16 protein-coding genes are annotated in these 15915 nt (G+C 66.4%); 10 read left to right on the forward strand and 6 right to left on the reverse strand.

Annotated features, from left to right (window positions below; translation table 11 throughout):
- Positions 1-89 precede the first annotated feature (89 nt).
- Complete coding sequence (locus SCH01S_RS10805) at positions 90-2399, forward strand: FtsK/SpoIIIE family DNA translocase (RefSeq protein ID WP_046348820.1); 2310 nt, start codon at positions 90-92, stop codon at positions 2397-2399.
- 28 nt (positions 2400-2427) lie between these two features.
- Here the strand turns inward: SCH01S_RS10805 and SCH01S_RS10810 are convergent, their stop codons facing one another.
- The 4 genes from SCH01S_RS10810 to thyA form a co-directional block, all read right to left on the reverse strand.
- Complete coding sequence (locus SCH01S_RS10810; RefSeq protein ID WP_046348821.1) at positions 2428-3945, reverse strand: class I adenylate-forming enzyme family protein; 1518 nt, start codon at positions 3943-3945, stop codon at positions 2428-2430.
- The gene (locus SCH01S_RS10815) at positions 3911-4372 is read right to left on the reverse strand and encodes a dihydrofolate reductase (RefSeq protein ID WP_046348822.1); all 462 of its coding nucleotides are present in this window, start codon (positions 4370-4372) and stop codon (positions 3911-3913) included. The genes SCH01S_RS10810 and SCH01S_RS10815 overlap by 35 nt, the downstream gene beginning before the upstream one ends.
- A gap of 94 nt (positions 4373-4466) precedes the next feature.
- Complete coding sequence (locus tag SCH01S_RS10820; RefSeq protein WP_046348823.1) at positions 4467-5513, reverse strand: aldo/keto reductase; 1047 nt, start codon at positions 5511-5513, stop codon at positions 4467-4469.
- Between the two features lie 11 nt (positions 5514-5524).
- Entirely contained in the window at positions 5525-6421 is an 897-nt protein-coding gene (gene thyA / locus SCH01S_RS10825) for a thymidylate synthase (protein ID WP_046348899.1), read from the reverse strand.
- A 116-nt stretch (positions 6422-6537) separates the two neighbouring features.
- Between thyA and SCH01S_RS10830 the strand changes: the two genes are divergently transcribed.
- The 7 genes from SCH01S_RS10830 to SCH01S_RS10860 all read left to right on the forward strand — a co-directional run bounded on the left by SCH01S_RS10830 (position 6538) and on the right by SCH01S_RS10860 (position 12409).
- Positions 6538-7200 carry an energy transducer TonB gene (locus SCH01S_RS10830; protein ID WP_046348824.1) on the forward strand — a complete coding sequence of 221 codons (663 nt, stop codon included), beginning with the start codon at positions 6538-6540 and terminating at the stop codon, positions 7198-7200.
- A gap of 39 nt (positions 7201-7239) precedes the next feature.
- A complete protein-coding gene (locus tag SCH01S_RS10835; protein WP_046348825.1) occupies positions 7240-7590 on the forward strand; it encodes a hypothetical protein in 351 nt (116 codons plus the stop codon).
- A gap of 23 nt (positions 7591-7613) precedes the next feature.
- Complete coding sequence (gene ribD, locus SCH01S_RS10840) at positions 7614-8621, forward strand: bifunctional diaminohydroxyphosphoribosylaminopyrimidine deaminase/5-amino-6-(5-phosphoribosylamino)uracil reductase RibD (RefSeq protein ID WP_046348900.1); 1008 nt, start codon at positions 7614-7616, stop codon at positions 8619-8621.
- On the forward strand, positions 8621-9232 hold the full coding sequence (locus SCH01S_RS10845) for a riboflavin synthase (RefSeq protein ID WP_046348826.1): 612 nt from the start codon (positions 8621-8623) through the stop codon (positions 9230-9232). The genes ribD and SCH01S_RS10845 overlap by 1 nt, the downstream gene beginning before the upstream one ends.
- Positions 9219-10367: a 3,4-dihydroxy-2-butanone-4-phosphate synthase gene (ribB, locus tag SCH01S_RS10850; protein WP_439645809.1), complete on the forward strand. Its 1149-nt coding sequence runs from the start codon at positions 9219-9221 to the stop codon at positions 10365-10367. The genes SCH01S_RS10845 and ribB overlap by 14 nt, the downstream gene beginning before the upstream one ends.
- A gap of 103 nt (positions 10368-10470) precedes the next feature.
- Positions 10471-10893 (forward strand): 6,7-dimethyl-8-ribityllumazine synthase, encoded by a 423-nt coding sequence (gene ribH / locus SCH01S_RS10855; protein WP_046348828.1) that lies wholly within the window; start codon positions 10471-10473, stop codon positions 10891-10893.
- Between the two features lie 142 nt (positions 10894-11035).
- Complete coding sequence (locus SCH01S_RS10860) at positions 11036-12409, forward strand: cytochrome P450 (RefSeq protein ID WP_046348829.1); 1374 nt, start codon at positions 11036-11038, stop codon at positions 12407-12409.
- 33 nt (positions 12410-12442) lie between these two features.
- Here the strand turns inward: SCH01S_RS10860 and SCH01S_RS10865 are convergent, their stop codons facing one another.
- Complete coding sequence (locus SCH01S_RS10865; protein ID WP_046348830.1) at positions 12443-13528, reverse strand: alkene reductase; 1086 nt, start codon at positions 13526-13528, stop codon at positions 12443-12445.
- Positions 13529-13575: 47 nt separating this feature from the next.
- Between SCH01S_RS10865 and SCH01S_RS10870 the strand changes: the two genes are divergently transcribed.
- A complete protein-coding gene (locus SCH01S_RS10870; RefSeq protein WP_046348831.1) occupies positions 13576-14514 on the forward strand; it encodes a DMT family transporter in 939 nt (312 codons plus the stop codon).
- On the opposite strand, the gene SCH01S_RS10875 is transcribed toward SCH01S_RS10870, so the two are convergent.
- A complete protein-coding gene (locus SCH01S_RS10875; protein WP_046348832.1) occupies positions 14499-15092 on the reverse strand; it encodes a urate hydroxylase PuuD in 594 nt (197 codons plus the stop codon). The genes SCH01S_RS10870 and SCH01S_RS10875 overlap by 16 nt on opposite strands.
- 136 nt (positions 15093-15228) lie before the next feature.
- Between SCH01S_RS10875 and SCH01S_RS10880 the strand changes: the two genes are divergently transcribed.
- Positions 15229-15891 carry a COQ9 family protein gene (locus SCH01S_RS10880; protein WP_046348833.1) on the forward strand — a complete coding sequence of 221 codons (663 nt, stop codon included), beginning with the start codon at positions 15229-15231 and terminating at the stop codon, positions 15889-15891.
- The last annotated feature ends 24 nt before the right edge of the window (positions 15892-15915 follow it).

Raw genomic sequence — 15915 nt, forward strand, 5'->3', positions numbered from 1 at the left:
TGCCTTAACGCGGCAACCGCTTGACGGGGAGTCCGGCAGCAGCGAATTAGCGGAATAGAACATTTAGCGCACAACGCGGGGTGGAGCGCATGGCGACGCGGGTCGCACCTGAAGACAGTGCCGGCTGGCGCGATGCGGTCGCGCGCGGCTTTGCACGAAGCTGGGCACTGGCTGGGGCGATTGCGCTCGCAGCCTTTACGTTCCTGATCGGTCTCGCGCTGGTGAGCTATCACCCGAGCGATGCCGCGCTGAACACCGCCGCGGGCGGCACGCCGCAGAACTGGGTCGGCAGCGCGGGCGCATGGACCTCGGACCTGCTGCTGTCGCTATTCGGCCCGGCGATCGGCTTGGTCCTGCCGCTGTTGCTGATCATGGCGCTGCGCCTGTGGCATGACCGCTATGTCGGGCGCTGGCGCCGCAACCTGCCGCTCGCGGTGATCGGGATCGTGCTGGTCGGCACCGCGCTGGCCCTGATCCGCGACACGGCGATCGCGGGCCTTCCCGGTGGGCTCGGCGGCGCGATCGGCTTTCTCGGTGCGCAGCTGGCGGGCGTCGGCCTCAGCGCCATTCCCGATCCCGTCATTCGCTGGTGGGTCGAAGCGGCGGTCATCTTCGTGGTCGGGCTTGGCGGATTAATGCTGTGGGCCGTCGCCCTGGAGCTGGACGAGATCGAGCGGGAGTGGCTGTTCCGCCGCCGCGAGCCGGACCTGGACGCGCCGCGACCGGTGAAAGCCCCGAAGCAGCCCAAGCCCGTCGCCGAGAAGCGGCCGCGCGTCGAAGCCGATGATCGGCCGCCGCCGGTCATTTCCGTGCCCGAGGGCAAGGGCGCACCGCCGGCCCGAAAGCCTGCAAACGGCCCGGTCCAGACCAGCTTCGACCTGCGCGATCGCTATACGTTGCCGCCGCTGGACCTGCTGAAGCCGGCACCGCCGTCCACCGGCGGCCCGCTTGACAAGGCGGCGCTGGAGCGCAACGCCCGGCTGCTCGAAAGCGTGCTCGACGATTTCCATGTGAAGGGCTCGATCGTCGAGGTCCGGCCCGGTCCGGTCGTCACCATGTATGAGCTGGAGCCGGCCGCCGGCATCAAGGCCAGCCGCGTGATCCAGCTGGCCGACGACATTGCCCGCAACATGTCGGCACTGTCCGCGCGCGTCGCGACGATTCCAGGCCGCAGCGTGATCGGTATCGAGCTGCCGAACCAGATGCGCGAATCGGTGGTCTTGCATGAGCTGGTCGGCAGCGACGTGTTCGAGGACCAGGGTGGATCGCTGCCGATCATCCTGGGCAAGAACATCGCCGGCGATCCGGTGATCGCGGACCTGGCGCCGATGCCGCATCTGCTCGTCGCTGGCACCACCGGCTCGGGCAAGTCGGTCGGTTTGAACGCCATGATCCTGTCGCTGCTCTACCGGCTGACGCCGGACCAGTGCCGGATGATCATGATCGATCCGAAGATGCTGGAACTGAGCATCTACGACGACATTCCGCACCTGCTGTCGCCGGTCGTCACCGACCCGCCCAAGGCGATCCGCGCGCTGCGCTGGGCTGTCGAGCAGATGGAAGAGCGCTACCGGATGATGGCCTCCGTCAGCGTCCGCTCGCTCGCCAGCTTCAACGACAAGGTGCGCGTCGCCAAGGCCAAGGGCCAGCCGCTCGGCCGCCGGGTTCAGACCGGTTACGATGCCGAGACCGGGCAGCCGATCTACGAGGAAGAGCAGCTGAGCTTCGAGCCGCTGCCGCAGATCGTCGTCATCGTGGACGAGCTTGCCGACCTGATGATGACGGCGGGGAAGGAAGTCGAATTCCTGATCCAGCGCCTTGCGCAAAAGGCGCGCGCGGCCGGCATTCACCTGATCATGGCGACGCAGCGCCCGTCGGTCGACGTGATCACCGGCGTGATCAAGGCGAACCTGCCGACCCGTATCTCGTTCCAGGTCACGTCCAAGATCGACAGCCGCACGATCCTGGGCGAGCAGGGCGCCGAGCAGCTGCTGGGCAAAGGCGACATGCTCTATATGCCGGGCGGCAAGCAGATCGTCCGCGTGCACGGCCCCTTCGTGTCGGACGATGAGGTCCGCGCGGTCGCCGACCATTGGCGCGCGCAGGGCACGCCCGACTATATCCAGGCCGTCACCGAGGAGCCGGAAGACGGCCAGTTCGAGTTCGACGGCGCGCCCAAGGGCGACGACAGCCCCGAGGACGCGCTGTACCGCAAGGCAGTCCAGATCGTCGCCGAAAGCCAGAAGGCGTCGACGTCCTACGTCCAGCGGCAGCTTCGCGTCGGCTACAACAGCGCCGCCCGCCTGATCGAGCGCATGGAACAGGAAGGAAAGGTCAGCCGCCCCGACCATGTCGGCCGCCGCGAAGTGCTGATCGACACGACCGGTGAGCCGATCTGAGGCGATCGGTCCAAGCGCCGCGGTGCGCCTAGCTGATCCGGTCCCGCAGCTCCCGTTTCAGCACTTTGCCGATCGGGCTGCGCGGCAGCTGATCCATCACGTGTAGCGCTGAGAGCCGCTGCATCCTGCCGAGCTTGCCGTTGGCGGCCGTGAGCACGTCGCGCCTGTCCGCGCCGGGCCGGAGCACGACGAAGCCGACCGGCGTCTCGCCCCAATCCGGGTGCGGCACGCCCACCACGGCCGCCTCGATCACGCCAGGATCGGCGGCGAGCACGGCTTCCAGATCGCTCGGGAAGATGTTGAACCCGCCCGAGATGATCATGTCCTTGGTGCGGTCCATCAGGATCAGGAAGCCGTCCTCGTCGAAGCGGCCGACATCGCCGTGGCGGATGAAGCGGCGGCCGCCTGCGTCGAACCATTCGGCGGCGCGGGTCGCCTCCGGACGGCCGTTATAGCCGTTCATCATCATCGGCCCGCGCCCGACGACTTCGCCGACGCCGCCCGGCGCGACTTCGTTGCCGTCTTCGTCGATCAGCTTCATCTCGCTGTTCGGCGCGACCTGACCGACCGTATGCAATTTGTCCGGATGTTCGTGCGCGACGAGCACGCACGACGCGCCGCCCTCGGTCATGCCATAGAATTCGACCAGTCCGCCCGGCCAGCGATCGAGGATGTCGCGCTTCAGCTCGGCCGCGAATGGGGCGCTGGTGCAGAATTTGGCGCGGTAGCTGGACAGGTCGAAGCTCTCGAAATCGGGCAGCGCCATGATCCGCCGGTACTGGACCGGCACCAGCATCGTGTGGGTGACGCGGTGGCGCTCAGACAGCTCAAGGAAGCGGCGCGCCTCGAACTTCTTCATCAGCACCGCCGTTCCCCCAGCGCCGAGGCACGGCAGGAAGCTGACCAAAGTCGTGTTCGAATAGAGCGGCGTCGACAGCAGCGCGACCGACTCCGGGCCGTACACGGCCGTCCGCGCGAGATAATTCCAGCGCATCCGGTGCGACTGGACGATCCCCTTGGGTGTGCCGGTGGTGCCGGACGAATAGATGATGTTGAACGGGTCTTCCGGTGCGACGGTCACCGGCTGCGGCCGCGCGCTCTCGGGCGGCAGCCACGCATCCAGATCATGGAGCGAGATGCGTTCGACACCGGGCGGCACGGCCAGCTCGATTCCGGGATCGGCGAACAGGTGTTTCGCCCTGCTGTCCGCCAGCATTGCCGTCAGCGCTTCGGGCGTGGCGGAGGTGGTCAGCGGCGCGGCCGCGGCGCCGGTGCGGACCGCGGCGAGGAACACCGCGGCATAGGCGATCGAGTTGCTGCCGACGATCGCGACCGCGCCGCCCCGCCCGACGCCTTCCGCCTGCAAGCGCGCGGCGATGCGGTCGACCAGCGCGTCGAGTTCGCCCCAGCTGATCCGGCCTTCTTCGTCGGCAATCGCGACCTTGTCCGGCTGCTCGGCCGCGTGCGCGCGGAACAGGTCCGAATGGTCGGCGAACTCTGCAGCCAGCAGCTCAGCGGACGAGCGTGACAAAGCTGTATCCCCCATGATCCTCGCGGGCCGATTCGCGCCAGCCGGTAAAGGGCGGCATCACCGTGTCACCTTCGGGGCGGCCATGCACTTCCGTCAACTCGATCCGGTCGGCGACCGGCAGGAACAGCCGGTAAATCTCGGCCCCGCCGATCACCGAAACGCGGGGGCCATCCACCAACGCCAGCGCATCCTCAATCGTGCGCGCGACCTCGGCACCCTCGGCCTGCCACCGCCGACGCGTCAGCACGATGTGCCGGCGGCCCGGGAGCAGCTTCGGCAGGCTCTCGAACGTCTTGCGCCCCATGATCATCGGCGCGCCCATCGTCAGCGCCTTGAAGCGCCTCAGATCCTCCGGAAGCCGCCACGGCAGGCCGCCATCCCGGCCGATCACGCCATTCTCGGCGCGGGCAATGACGAAGACGATCTCGGGACGGCCATGCATGCCATCCTCATGCCGTTCGTTTCGAGCGAAGTCGAGAAACGGCCGCTCCGAGCCAGCGCTTCTCGACTTCGCTGGAAGCGAACGGAGCTGGGAGCTAGGCGCCGCGCGGCTTCTGGGCGAGCTGTTCGGCCCGGTAGCTGCCCTGGCGCTCGAGCATCCAGCCCGGATATTCGGCGGGCGGGCGGCTTGCGTCGTCCAGCTTCGCCAGTTCGTCAGCGGTGAAGTCGATCTGCGTCGCGGCGATGTTGTCGGCCAGCTGATCGACCCGCTTCGCGCCGACAATCACGCTGCTGACCGCCCGCTGGTGGAGCAGCCAGGCCAGCGCGATCTGCGCGACCGAGACGCCGCGGGCTTGGGCGATCGGCCTCATGACGTCAATCACGTCATAGGCGCGGTCCTTGTTCACCGGCGGGAAGTCGAACACCGCGCGGCGGCCTTCACCGCTCTTTTCGTCGTCGCGGCTGTATTTGCCGGAGAGCAGTCCGCCGGCGAGCGGGCTCCAGACCATCAGCCCGACGCCTTCCGATTGCAGCAACGGAACGATCTCGCGCTCCAGGTCGCGGCCGGCGATCGTGTAATAGGCCTGCAGGCTTTCGAACCGGGCGAGGCCGAGCCGTTCGGACGTGCCCAGCGCCTTCATGATCGCCCAGGCCGCCCAGTTCGACACGCCGATATAGCGGACCAGGCCGCGCTGGACGAGATTGTCGAGCGCGTAAAGCGTCTCCTCGATCGGCGTCGCCGCGTCCCAGCCATGCACCTGATAGAGATCGATATGGTCGAGCTGCAGCCGCTGCAGGCTGGCTTCAACCTGGTTCATGATGTGGTAGCGCGACAGGCCGCGGTCGTTCGGGCCGGTCCCCATCGGTCCCATCGCCTTGGTTGCGATCACGACTTGGTCGCGCGCGATGCCCAGATTGCGGAGCGCCTGGCCCGTGATCCGTTCCGACAGCCCTTCCGAATAGACATTTGCCGTGTCGATGAAGTTGATACCCGCATCGATGGCCGTCTTCACCAGCGCGTCCGAGTCGGATTGGTCGAGCTGCCCGATCGCGGTCCACATGCCCTGGCCGCCGAAGGTCATCGTGCCGAGGCAGAGTTCGGAAACATAGAGGCCGGTGCGGCCGAGCTTGTTGTAGCGCATGCAGCTTCTCCTCAGACCGCGACCGGCGCGGCGATGTGCGGGTGTGGGTCGTAGCCAGTGATCGCGACGTCCTCGAGCCGATAGTCGAAGATGCTGGCCGGCCGGCGCGTGAAATCGAGCTTCGGAAAGGGCCGCGGCGCACGCGCGACCTGCTCCGCGACCAGATGCTCGTGGTTCAGGTACACGTGCACGTCGGCGCCCATCCAGACGATCTCGCCCGGCTCAAGGCCGCATTGCTGGGCAAGCATGCGGAGCAGCAACGCCGCCTCGAAGATGTTGAAGCCGAAGCCAAGGCCCAGGTCGCACGAGCGCTGATAGAGAATGCCCGACAGTCGCCCATCCGCGACGTGGTATTGATAGGTCATGTGGCACGGCGGCAGCGCCATCCGGTCCAGCTCCGCCACATTCCAGCCGGTGAAGATGTGGCGCCGTGACGCCGGATTGTTGCGCAAGCCGTCCACCAGCTGTGCGATCTGGTTGATCGTGCCGCCTTTGCCGTCGGGCCAGGCGACCCATTGCTTGCCGTAGACGGGGCCGAGATCGCCCCATTCGCGCGCGAATTGGTCATCGGCAATAATCCGCGCCTCGAAGGCGCCGCGGTCGATCGCCTCGTCGGTCTCACGGCGATAGCGGTCGAGCGGCCAGTCGGTCCAGATATGGACGCCCTGCTCGACCAGGGGCCGGATGTTGGTGTCGCCGGAGAGGAACCAGATCAGCTCCTTCACCGCCGACTTCCAGAAGATGCGCTTGGTGGTCAGCAGCGGCACCGTGCCGTCGGACAGGTCGAAACGCATCGTCACGCCGAACAGCGAACGCGTGCCGACGCCGGTGCGGTCCCGTCGCTCGCTGCCCTCGGCCCAGGCGCGGGCCATTGCGTCCAGATATTGTTCTTCGGGATGGGATGTCATCGTCGCCAGCATTGCGCGAGCGCGGGCACTCACGCAACTTCCCGCTTGCGTTTAATGTTATATTGTAACATCCTATTGCTACGGCCCTTAGAGGCCGCCCATGAAGGAGGCGATGCATGACCGCAGACGGATTCCTTGCCCAAAAACACGGCCACCCGCTGGCGATGACGGCGGCGATCGCGATCAACGCTGCAGCGGTGACCGCACTGATGCTGGCGAAAACCGGTGTCGTGCACCTGCCGCCCGACATCTTCATAGCCTATCCGGTGCCGATGCCGTCACCGCCGCCGGAGCATGTCGAGCAACCGAAGCCCAAGCAGCAGGCGCCGGAGACCCGGCCAGTGTTCCAGCCCAAGCCGATCGAGAAAGCCGAAGCGCCCACGAGGCCTGACATCGCTGATACGACCGAGTTTCCGGTCAAGATTGACGATCCGATCAGGCCGATCATTGTCGATCCAGGCCTCGTGCTACCGAAAGAGCCGTCCAAGCCGGTTGTGGTCGAAGCCACGCCCGACAGCCGCTTTGCCGGCGAGTTCCAACCCCCTTATCCATCGCAGCTGTTGCGCACCGGCATCGAAGGCAAGGCAGTGGTAAAAGTGCTGATCGGCACCGACGGACGCGTGAAGCAGGTGGTCATCGTCTCCGCCGACGATCCGCTGTTCGCCGACGCGTCCGAGCGCCAGGCGCTCCGCCGCTGGCGCTTCAGGCCCGCGACGCGCGACGGCGTGCCGATCGAAAGCTGGAAGCAGATGACGGTGCGGTTCGAGATTCGCGCGTAAGGGTGGCAAGCGGGACGGAGGGCGCCTATCTTCGGCCCCATGTCCCGCTTCCGCCGCTACAACCCGCTGTCGGGCTTGAGAGACCTGCGTCTCTTCCTCCATTCGCGCCAGAAGCACGAGTTGGTGTTCGCATTCCTGGCGGTGCTGACGACGGTCGTGGTGATCACCGGCTTCCTGGTTGATACGAACGACCTGAAGGCGCCCTATGAACGCGACATCCAATATGTGCAGAGCTGGCCGCTGAACCGCACCGACGCGGAGATCGTCGCCGCGCAAAAGGCCGACATGAAGACGCGCGCCGCCGAGGAAGCGAAGGAAAAGGAGCGCCAGGCCAAGAATCATGCGGAGCTGAAGCGGCTCGACGACGCGCTGACCCGGTGGGGCTTCTGAGCGATCGGGACGACGCGCGCTGGATGGGCGCGGCGCTGGCGCTGGCCGAGCGCGGCCGCGGCCGGACCGCACCCAATCCCAATGTCGGCTGTGTAATCGTCAGGGAAGGCCGCGTCGTCGGACGCGGCTGGACGCAGCCGGGCGGACGGCCGCACGCCGAAGCGATGGCGCTGGCGGAAGCCGGCGCGGAGTCGCGCAGCGCGACTTTGTACGTCACGCTGGAACCGTGCGCGCACCGTAGCGAGCGCGGGCCCGCCTGCGCCGACCTGATCGTCGAAGCCGGGCTGGCGCGGGTCATCGCGGCGGTCGAGGACCCCGATCCGCGCACCGCCGGCGGCGGGTTCGAGCAGCTGCGCGACGCCGGAATCGCGGTGAGCAAGGGTGTGCGCGAGAGCGAAGCGCTGCGATCGTTCGCCGGGTTTATCGCGCGTCGGCGCTATGGGCGGCCGCATGGGACGCTGAAGATCGCACTGTCGCTCGACGGCCGCATCGCGCTTTGCGACGGGAGCAGCCGCTGGATCACCGGCGAACCCGCTCGCGCTCACGCCCATCTGGAGCGCAGCCGCCACGAAGCGATCCTGGTCGGGCGCGGGACTTGGGAAGCGGACGCGCCGAAGCTGGACGTGCGGTTGGAGGGGCTTGAGGATCGGTCGCCTCAGCGCGTCGTCTTGACCTCGAGTCCGTTCGTTTCGAGCGAAGTCGAGAAACGGTCAGGTGCCGAGCAGTCGCTTCTCGACTGCGCTCGAAGCGAACGGGGTTGGACTGCGATCGGTTCGCCCGACCAAATCGCCACTCTCCCCGCCGACCACCTGCTCGTCGAAGGCGGCGCCGAGACCGCCGCCGCTTTCCTCCGCGCCGACCTGATCGATCGCCTGCTCCTCTACCGCGCGCCGATTCTGATCGGCGCCGGCAAGAGCGCGATCGGCGACATCGGTCTTGCGGACCTCGCCGCCGCGCACGGGTGGTGGGAAATGGTGGACGCGCGCCAGCTTGGCAGCGACCGGCTCGAAGTCTACGAGCGGCGCCGATAATGTTCACCGGGATCATCACAGACGTCGGAGCGATCGACTCCGTCGAAACGCGGGGCGACACGCGCGTCGTCATCAGCACCGCTTACGACACCAGCACCGTCGACCTCGGCGCATCAATCGCCTGCTCGGGCGTGTGCCTGACGGTCGTCGACAAGGGACCGGGCTGGTTCGCGGTCGATGTATCCGGCGAGACGATCAGCCGCACCGCCCAGGGCCAGTGGGGCGCCGGCCGCAAACTCAATCTCGAACGCGCGATGAAGCTGGGCGAGGAACTGGGCGGCCACATCGTCACCGGCCATGTCGACGGCATCGCCGAAGTGGTCGGCATCCGCCCGGAAGGCGATTCGAAGCGGATCGGCTTTCGCGTGCCCTCCGACCTCGCGCCGTTCATCGCGCCCAAGGGCTCGATCACCGTCGACGGCGTGTCGCTGACCGTCAACGAGGTGCAGGACCAGGCGGACGGCTCGACGCATTTCTCCGTGAACCTGATCCCGCACACCCAGGCGGTCACCACATTGGGCACGCTCGGGCAGGGCCAGGCGGTGAATATCGAAATCGACGTGCTCGCTCGCTATTTGCAACGCATGGAGGCCTATCGTGGCACACGCTGAAGTCAGCCGGCTCCGCCACGGCTATCTGTCGGCGCCCGAAGAGATCATCGACGAGGCGCGCAACGGCCGCATGTTCATCCTGGTCGACGATGAGGACCGGGAGAATGAAGGCGACCTCGTCATTCCCGCGCAGATGGCGACGCCGGACGCGGTTAATTTCATGGCGAAGCATGGCCGCGGCCTGATCTGCCTCGCACTCGCCAAAAGCCGGGTCGACCAGCTCGGCCTCAACCTGATGAGCCGCAACAACGGCACGCGGCACGAAACCGCCTTCACCGTTTCGATCGAGGCGCGTCAGGGCGTCACCACCGGCATTTCGGCGGCCGACCGCGCGCGCACCATCTCCGTCGCGATCGACGGCACCAAGGGCGCCGACGACATCGTGACTCCCGGCCATGTCTTCCCGCTGGTCGCGCGCGAAGGCGGCGTGCTGGTGCGCGCCGGGCACACCGAAGCAGCCGTGGATGTATCGCGGCTGGCCGGCCTCAACCCCTCCGGCGTGATCTGCGAGATCATGAAGGACGACGGCACGATGGCGCGGCTGGACGACCTCGTCGCCTTCGCCCAGCTCCACAACCTGAAGATCGGCACGATCCGCGACCTGATCGCCTACCGCCGCCGCCACGATCATCTGGTCGAACGCCGCGCGGAGATGAACTTTCACAGCCGCTGGGGCGGGGACTGGAAGGCGATCACGTTCGTCAACAAGGTGACCGGCGACGAACTGATCGCGCTTCAGAAGGGCAAGGTCGATCCCGCCAAGCCGACGCTGGTGCGGATGCACACCATGTCGATGTTCGTCGATGTGTTCGGCGAGGAGAATGAACGCTCAGGCCTTCTTCCGCAGTCGATGCAGGCGATCGGCGAAGCGGGCGCAGGCGTGGTGGTCGTGATCAACAAGCCGATGAAGGGAATCGTCAGCCGCTTCATGCAGCTGCGCGCCGAGGGCAAGGGCGCGGGCGATCCGCAGATCGAGGAATTGCGCGACTATGGCATCGGCGCCCAAATTCTCGCCGAGCTGGGCGTCCACGACATGGTGCTGCTGACCAACACGCATCACACGCTGGTCGGCCTTGAAGGCTATGGCCTATCGATCGTCGGCGAGCAGCCGATCCCGGGCACGGGCGGGGAATAGGTCCAATCGTCACCCCGGACTTGATCCGGGGTCCACCTTCTTGGCGGGGTGGAGCGAGAAAAAGGTGGATGCCGGATCAAGTCCGGCATGACGGAGGGAGTTGATGGCGAAAATCCTAATCGTCGAAGCGCGGTTTTACGATCATCTGAACGACCTGCTGCTCGAAGGCGCGCGCACGGCGATCGAAGCGGCGGGGCATGAGCATGAGACGATCACCGTGCCCGGCGCGCTCGAAGTGCCTGCGGCGATCGCGCTGGCGGCGGAGTCCGGGCGTTATGACGCGTTCGTCGCGCTGGGCGTCGTGATCCGCGGCGAAACCTATCATTTCGAGATCGTCTCGAACGAAAGCGCGCGCGGGATCATGGCCCTGACCCTCGACGGCCTCGCGATCGGCAACGGCATCCTGACGGTCGAGGACGAAGCCCAGGCCCTCGCCCGCGCGCGCCGGACGGAGAAGGACAAAGGCGGCGAAGCGGCCAAGGCGGCGCTTGCGATGCTGGCGCTGAAAGAGCGGTTTGGCGGGTAAAAAATCCCGTTCGTTTCGAGCGAAGTCGAGAAACCGGGCACGGCAGCCAGCGCTTCTCGACTTCGCTCGAAGCGAACGGATTCGGGTTGTGAACTCGATGCGCCACAACTTATACTCCTGTCAGTAGCACCGGAGTCCGCCGATGGCGCTTGCCCACAGGATCGAAGCCAATCCGCATTGGCTGCCGCGCAACCCGAAGCATGCGACCGACCGCATTCCGGGCGAGGATGGCTGGCCGGTTTTCGGCAACACCTTCCCGCTGCTGAAGGACCCGCCGGGGTTCGCGCGGCGGATGGTCGGCAAATACGGTCTCGTCTACCGCAACAACGCGTTCGGCGGGCGCCAGGTGAACCTGGTCGGGCCCGAGGCCAACGAGCTGGTGCTGTTCGACCGCGACAAGCTGTTTTCATCTGAACAAGGCTGGGGGCCGACGCTGAACCTGGTGTTCCCGCGCGGCCTGATGCTGATGGATTTCGACAAGCATCGCGCGGACCGGCGGACGCTCTCCGTCGCGTTCAAGCCCGAGCCGATGCGCCATTATGCCGAGCAGCTGAACAGCGGCATTGCCGAGGCGGTCACGGGCTGGGCCAACCGCCCGATCCGCTTTTATGACGCGATCAAGCAGTTGAGCCTCGACCTCGCCGCGACCAGCTTTCTCGGCATGCCGCTCGGGCCCGAGTCCCAGCGCATCAACAAGGCGTTCGTCGACGAGGTCCAGGCCTCGATCGCGCCCATCCGCTCGCCGATTCCGGGCACCGCGATGCACCGGGGCGTCAAGGCGCGCGACTATCTGATCGACCTGTTCCTGCGCGAGATACCGGCGCGGCGAACCGGCGACGGGCAGGATTTCTTTTCGCAATTCTGCCGGGCGGTCGATGAGGACGGGCAGCCGCTCTCCGACCAGGCGATCGCCGATCACATGAACTTCCTGATGATGGCGGCGCACGACACGATCACCTCGTCCGCGACCAGCCTGGTCATGCTGCTCGGTCGCAACGCGGAATGGCAGGACCGGCTGCGCGAGGAGATCGCATCGCTCGGCCTCAATGACGACGAGGGCATTCCCTATGGCCAGCTGGATCGCCTGGTGCTGACCGAATATGCGTTCAAGGAAGCGCTCAGGATCATGCCGCCGGTGCCCTCGATGCCACGCCGGGCGCTGAGAGACTTCGAGTTCCGCGGCTACCGCATCCCGGCCGGCACCTTCATCGGCATCAATATCGGCTACACGCACCATATGCCGGAGCACTGGCCCGATCCGGACAGGTTCGACCCGATGCGCTTCACGCCCGAAGCATCGCGGGGACGGCACAAATATGCGTGGGTGCCGTTCGGCGGCGGCGCGCACATGTGCCTGGGCCTGCATTTCGCGACGATGCAGGTGCGCATCCTGATGACGCACCTGCTGCGCCGCTACCGGATCGAGCTCGAGCCGGGCGCCGGGGAGAAATGGCAATATTTCCCGATTCCGCGCCCGAAGGATGGGCTGCCGGTCCGGATGGTCGCGTTGAACTAATCCCTCTCCCGCTTGCGGGAGAAGGCCAAGTTGCTAAGCCGCCTTCGCCAGCGTCGGATAGTCGATGTATCCCTCCGGCCCCTGGCTGTACCAGGTCGCCATATTGTCGGGCTGGAGCGGCGCGCCGACGCGGAGGCGCTCGACCAGATCGGGGTTCGAGATGAACGGACGCCCGAACGCGATCGCGTCCGCAAGTCCGTCCGCAAGGTCCGCTTCGGCGCGCGCCAGGTCATAATCCTGGTTCAGCACCAGCGGGCGATCGAACACCGGCCGGATCGCGGGCGAGACTTTGGCCTGGTCCGACTTGCCGAAAGTGCCGTCCGGGCCCTGCTCACGCAATTCCAGGAACGCGATGCCGATCTCGTTCAGCGCCCTGGCGGCGGGCACGAACACGGCCGCGGGATCGCTGTCCTCGACGCCCTGGCTGTTGCCGTTCGGCGAGAAGCGGACCGCCGTGCGATCGGCCCCCATCTCGCCCGCGACCGCTTCGGCGATCTCACGGAGCAGGCGAATGCGGTTCTCTGGCGTGCCGCCATAGCGGTCGGTGCGTAGATTCGCGCTCTCGCGCAGGAATTGGTCGATCAGATAACCATTGGCGGCATGGATCTGGACGCCGTCGAACCCCGCTGCCTTCGCGTTGCGGGTCGCGCGGCGATAATCCTCGAGCAATCGCGGCACTTCGGCCACGTCCAGCGGCCGCGCCTCGGCATAGGGCTGCTTGCCGTCATAGGTGTGGGCATTGGCCGGCGCAGTCGTCGCCGAAGAGGAGACCGGCTTTTCGCCGCCCAGGAAGCTCGGATGGACGATCCGGCCCATATGCCAGAGCTGGACGAAGATCCGGCCGCCTTCCTTGTGCACGGCGTCTGTGACCGGCTTCCACGCCTCCACCTGCTCGTCGCTCCAAATGCCCGGCGCATAAGGCCAGCCGAGCCCTTCACGACTGATCCCGGTCGCTTCGGTGATGATCAGCCCGGCATCCGCGCGTTGCGCATAATAGTCGGGCATCAGCGCGCTGGGCACATGCTCCCGGCTCGAACGGCCGCGGGTCAGCGGCGCCATCAGGATGCGGTTGGGGGCGGCGACCGCCCCAAGCTGTATCGGATCGAAAAGACTCGCCATCGCTCGGTCTCCTTTTGCAAGCGGGAGATAGGAGACTAAGGGGCCGCATGCACGGGTCCGCTCATTCAAAAAAAAGTTTTGCCGGCGAAAGCAGCCTCGCGTTCGTGGCGTTGCTGGCCGGCAATGTCGCTCTGGCATTCGGCCCGCTGTTCGTGCGCATGGCGAGCACCGACGCGCATATCGGGCCGGTTGCCGCCGCGTTCTGGCGGCTTCTGCTCGCCGCGCCGTTGCTGTTGTTGATGACACGCGTGACCCGCCAGCCGATCGGCCGCCTCGCTCCGGCGATGTGGGTGACGGTCGTGCTGGCCGGCATCTTTTTCGCAGGCGACCTCGGCACCTGGCATCTGGGCATCCTCAAGACCAAGCTCGCCAACGCGACGCTGATCGGCAATTGCGCCAGCCTGATGTTCCCGCTCTACGGGTTCGTGGTCGCGCGGGCCTGGCCGTCGCGGGGGCAGGCGCTGGCGCTGTTGCTCGCCGCGCTGGGTGCCGGACTGATGATGGGCCGCTCTTATGAACTGTCGCCGCAGAACCTGGTCGGCGACCTGCTGTGCCTGCTCGCGGGCATCCTCTACACTTTCTACCTGATCGCGATCGACCGTGCCCGCGGGCGGCTGCAGCCCTGGCCGGTGCTCGCGCTCTCGACGGTTTTCGGCGTCCTGCCGCTGCTGATCTTCGCCTGGGGTCTAGGCGAGCGGATCTGGCCCGATGCCTGGGGCCCGCTGATCGCGCTCGCATTGGTCAGCCAGCTGATCGGGCAGGGACTTCTCGTCTACGCGATGGGCCATGTCCGGCCGCTGGTGACCGGATTGACCTTCCTGCTGCAGCCAGCCATTGCGGCGGCGATCGGCTGGATCGGATATGGCGAAGAGCTGGCCGCGGCCGACTGGATCGGCGCTGCCCTGGTTGCGGCCGCAATCGTCGCCGTACGGCGACCAGCGGCGATCTCTGCGCCGCCGGCCGCCCAGGATCACACGGCCAGATAGGCCTGCGTCACCATGCAATAGAGCATCGGGATCGACAGCAGGGTGTTGGTCCGCGATGCGATCAGCCCGATCGTGGCGGAGCGCGCCTTGCTTGCGTCATCAGCGGCGACCAGGCCGAGCACGCGCTTCTGGTTGGGCCAGATCACGAACCAGACATTGGCGGCCATGATGATCGCCAGCCACATGCCGGTGCCGATCACGCGATAGGGCGGCTGGAACGTCAATGCCTCGGCGACGTAGGGATCGCGCCCCGGCCAGGGCGTGCCCGCGACGATCAGGCCGGTGACCAGCGTCCAGATCGCTCCCCAGCGGAACCAGAACAAAGCTTCCGGCGCGATATATTTGGAAACGCCCGGCTTCAGCTCTGCCGGCACCCTCGGCATGATCGGCGTCTGCACGAAGTTGAAATAATAGAGCAGGCCGATCCACATGATCCCGCCCAGCACATGCAGGAACAGGAAAAAGCTTCGCCAATAATCGCCGACCATCTTGTCGCGGTGCAGGACGAACATGACGATGACGAGCAACACGACGCTGACGGCGATGACTGCTTTCAGGTTGGCAAAGAATTTAGCCATGACGAGCCCCTCTTATGTCGTTGATGGCGCGAAACGATTAGCATGGGCGGCGAATCCTGTCACCGCCCCGTTCGACGGCCGCGGCGTCGCTCGGGACAGGCTTGGCCCCGGCGACTGGAAGGCCTAGATGAGACCCATGGCCGATCTGCACGCCGATCCGACCCTTGACGAAGTGCGCGCCCATCTCGCGCCGCTGCTGCCTGCCCACGCCGCCTTTGACGGCTGGAGCCCGGAGGCGGTGACGCTCGCGGCCGGGCAGGCCGGGGTCGATCCGGACATTGCCCGCCTCGCCTTCAAGGACGGCGCGGTCCAGATGATCGACGCCTGGTTTCGATCGATCGATCACCGCATGGCCGAGAAGCTTCCGGCCGAGACGCTCGCCGCGATGAAAATCCGCGAACGGATCACGGAGCTGGTCTGGGCACGGATAGCGATTGTCGCGCCCGATCGCGAAGCGCTGCGGCGCGCGCTCGCGATTCTGGCGATGCCGCAAAACGCGTCCAGGGCGGCACGGATGGGCTGGCGGGCGGTCGACCTGATGTGGCAGCTGGCCGGCGACAAGGCGACCGACTTTAATCACTATACCAAGCGCGTCACGCTGGGCGCGGTCTACGCCTCGACCGTGCTCGCGCTGCTCGACGATGAAACGGCGGACCTGAGCGACACCCGTGCATTCCTTGAGCGCCGGATCGAGAACGTCATGCGGTTCGAGCGCTTCAAGGCGGATTTCAAGGCCCGCGCCGAGCATCGGCCCAGCCTCTCCCGGTTCATCGGCCGGCTGCGCTATCCCGCTATTTAGCGTTATTGATAATCAATCGCAGCA

Origin of the sequence: Sphingomonas changbaiensis NBRC 104936, assembly GCF_000974765.1 — a bacterium.
Taxonomy (GTDB): Bacteria; Pseudomonadota; Alphaproteobacteria; order Sphingomonadales; family Sphingomonadaceae; genus Sphingomonas_B; species Sphingomonas_B changbaiensis.

Excerpts from the sequence above, each read along its gene's own strand:
- SCH01S_RS10845 (WP_046348826.1), top strand. The coding sequence starts at position 8,621 with ATGTTCACCGGGATCATCACAGACGTCGGAGCGATCGACTCCGTCGAA.
- SCH01S_RS10830 (WP_046348824.1), top strand. The coding sequence starts at position 6,538 with ATGACCGCAGACGGATTCCTTGCCCAAAAACACGGCCACCCGCTGGCG.
- SCH01S_RS10875 (WP_046348832.1), bottom strand. The coding sequence starts at position 15,092 with ATGGCTAAATTCTTTGCCAACCTGAAAGCAGTCATCGCCGTCAGCGTC.
- SCH01S_RS10865 (WP_046348830.1), bottom strand. The coding sequence starts at position 13,528 with ATGGCGAGTCTTTTCGATCCGATACAGCTTGGGGCGGTCGCCGCCCCC.
- SCH01S_RS10820 (WP_046348823.1), bottom strand. The coding sequence starts at position 5,513 with ATGCGCTACAACAAGCTCGGCCGCACCGGCCTCTATGTTTCCGAACTC.
- SCH01S_RS10870 (WP_046348831.1), top strand. The coding sequence starts at position 13,576 with ATGCACGGGTCCGCTCATTCAAAAAAAAGTTTTGCCGGCGAAAGCAGC.
- SCH01S_RS10835 (WP_046348825.1), top strand. The coding sequence starts at position 7,240 with ATGTCCCGCTTCCGCCGCTACAACCCGCTGTCGGGCTTGAGAGACCTG.
- SCH01S_RS10880 (WP_046348833.1), top strand. The coding sequence starts at position 15,229 with ATGGCCGATCTGCACGCCGATCCGACCCTTGACGAAGTGCGCGCCCAT.
- ribD (WP_046348900.1), top strand. The coding sequence starts at position 7,614 with ATGGGCGCGGCGCTGGCGCTGGCCGAGCGCGGCCGCGGCCGGACCGCA.
- SCH01S_RS10815 (WP_046348822.1), bottom strand. The coding sequence starts at position 4,372 with ATGCATGGCCGTCCCGAGATCGTCTTCGTCATTGCCCGCGCCGAGAAT.
- thyA (WP_046348899.1), bottom strand. The coding sequence starts at position 6,421 with ATGACATCCCATCCCGAAGAACAATATCTGGACGCAATGGCCCGCGCC.
- SCH01S_RS10860 (WP_046348829.1), top strand. The coding sequence starts at position 11,036 with ATGGCGCTTGCCCACAGGATCGAAGCCAATCCGCATTGGCTGCCGCGC.
- SCH01S_RS10810 (WP_046348821.1), bottom strand. The coding sequence starts at position 3,945 with ATGGGGGATACAGCTTTGTCACGCTCGTCCGCTGAGCTGCTGGCTGCA.
- ribH (WP_046348828.1), top strand. The coding sequence starts at position 10,471 with ATGGCGAAAATCCTAATCGTCGAAGCGCGGTTTTACGATCATCTGAAC.
- SCH01S_RS10805 (WP_046348820.1), top strand. The coding sequence starts at position 90 with ATGGCGACGCGGGTCGCACCTGAAGACAGTGCCGGCTGGCGCGATGCG.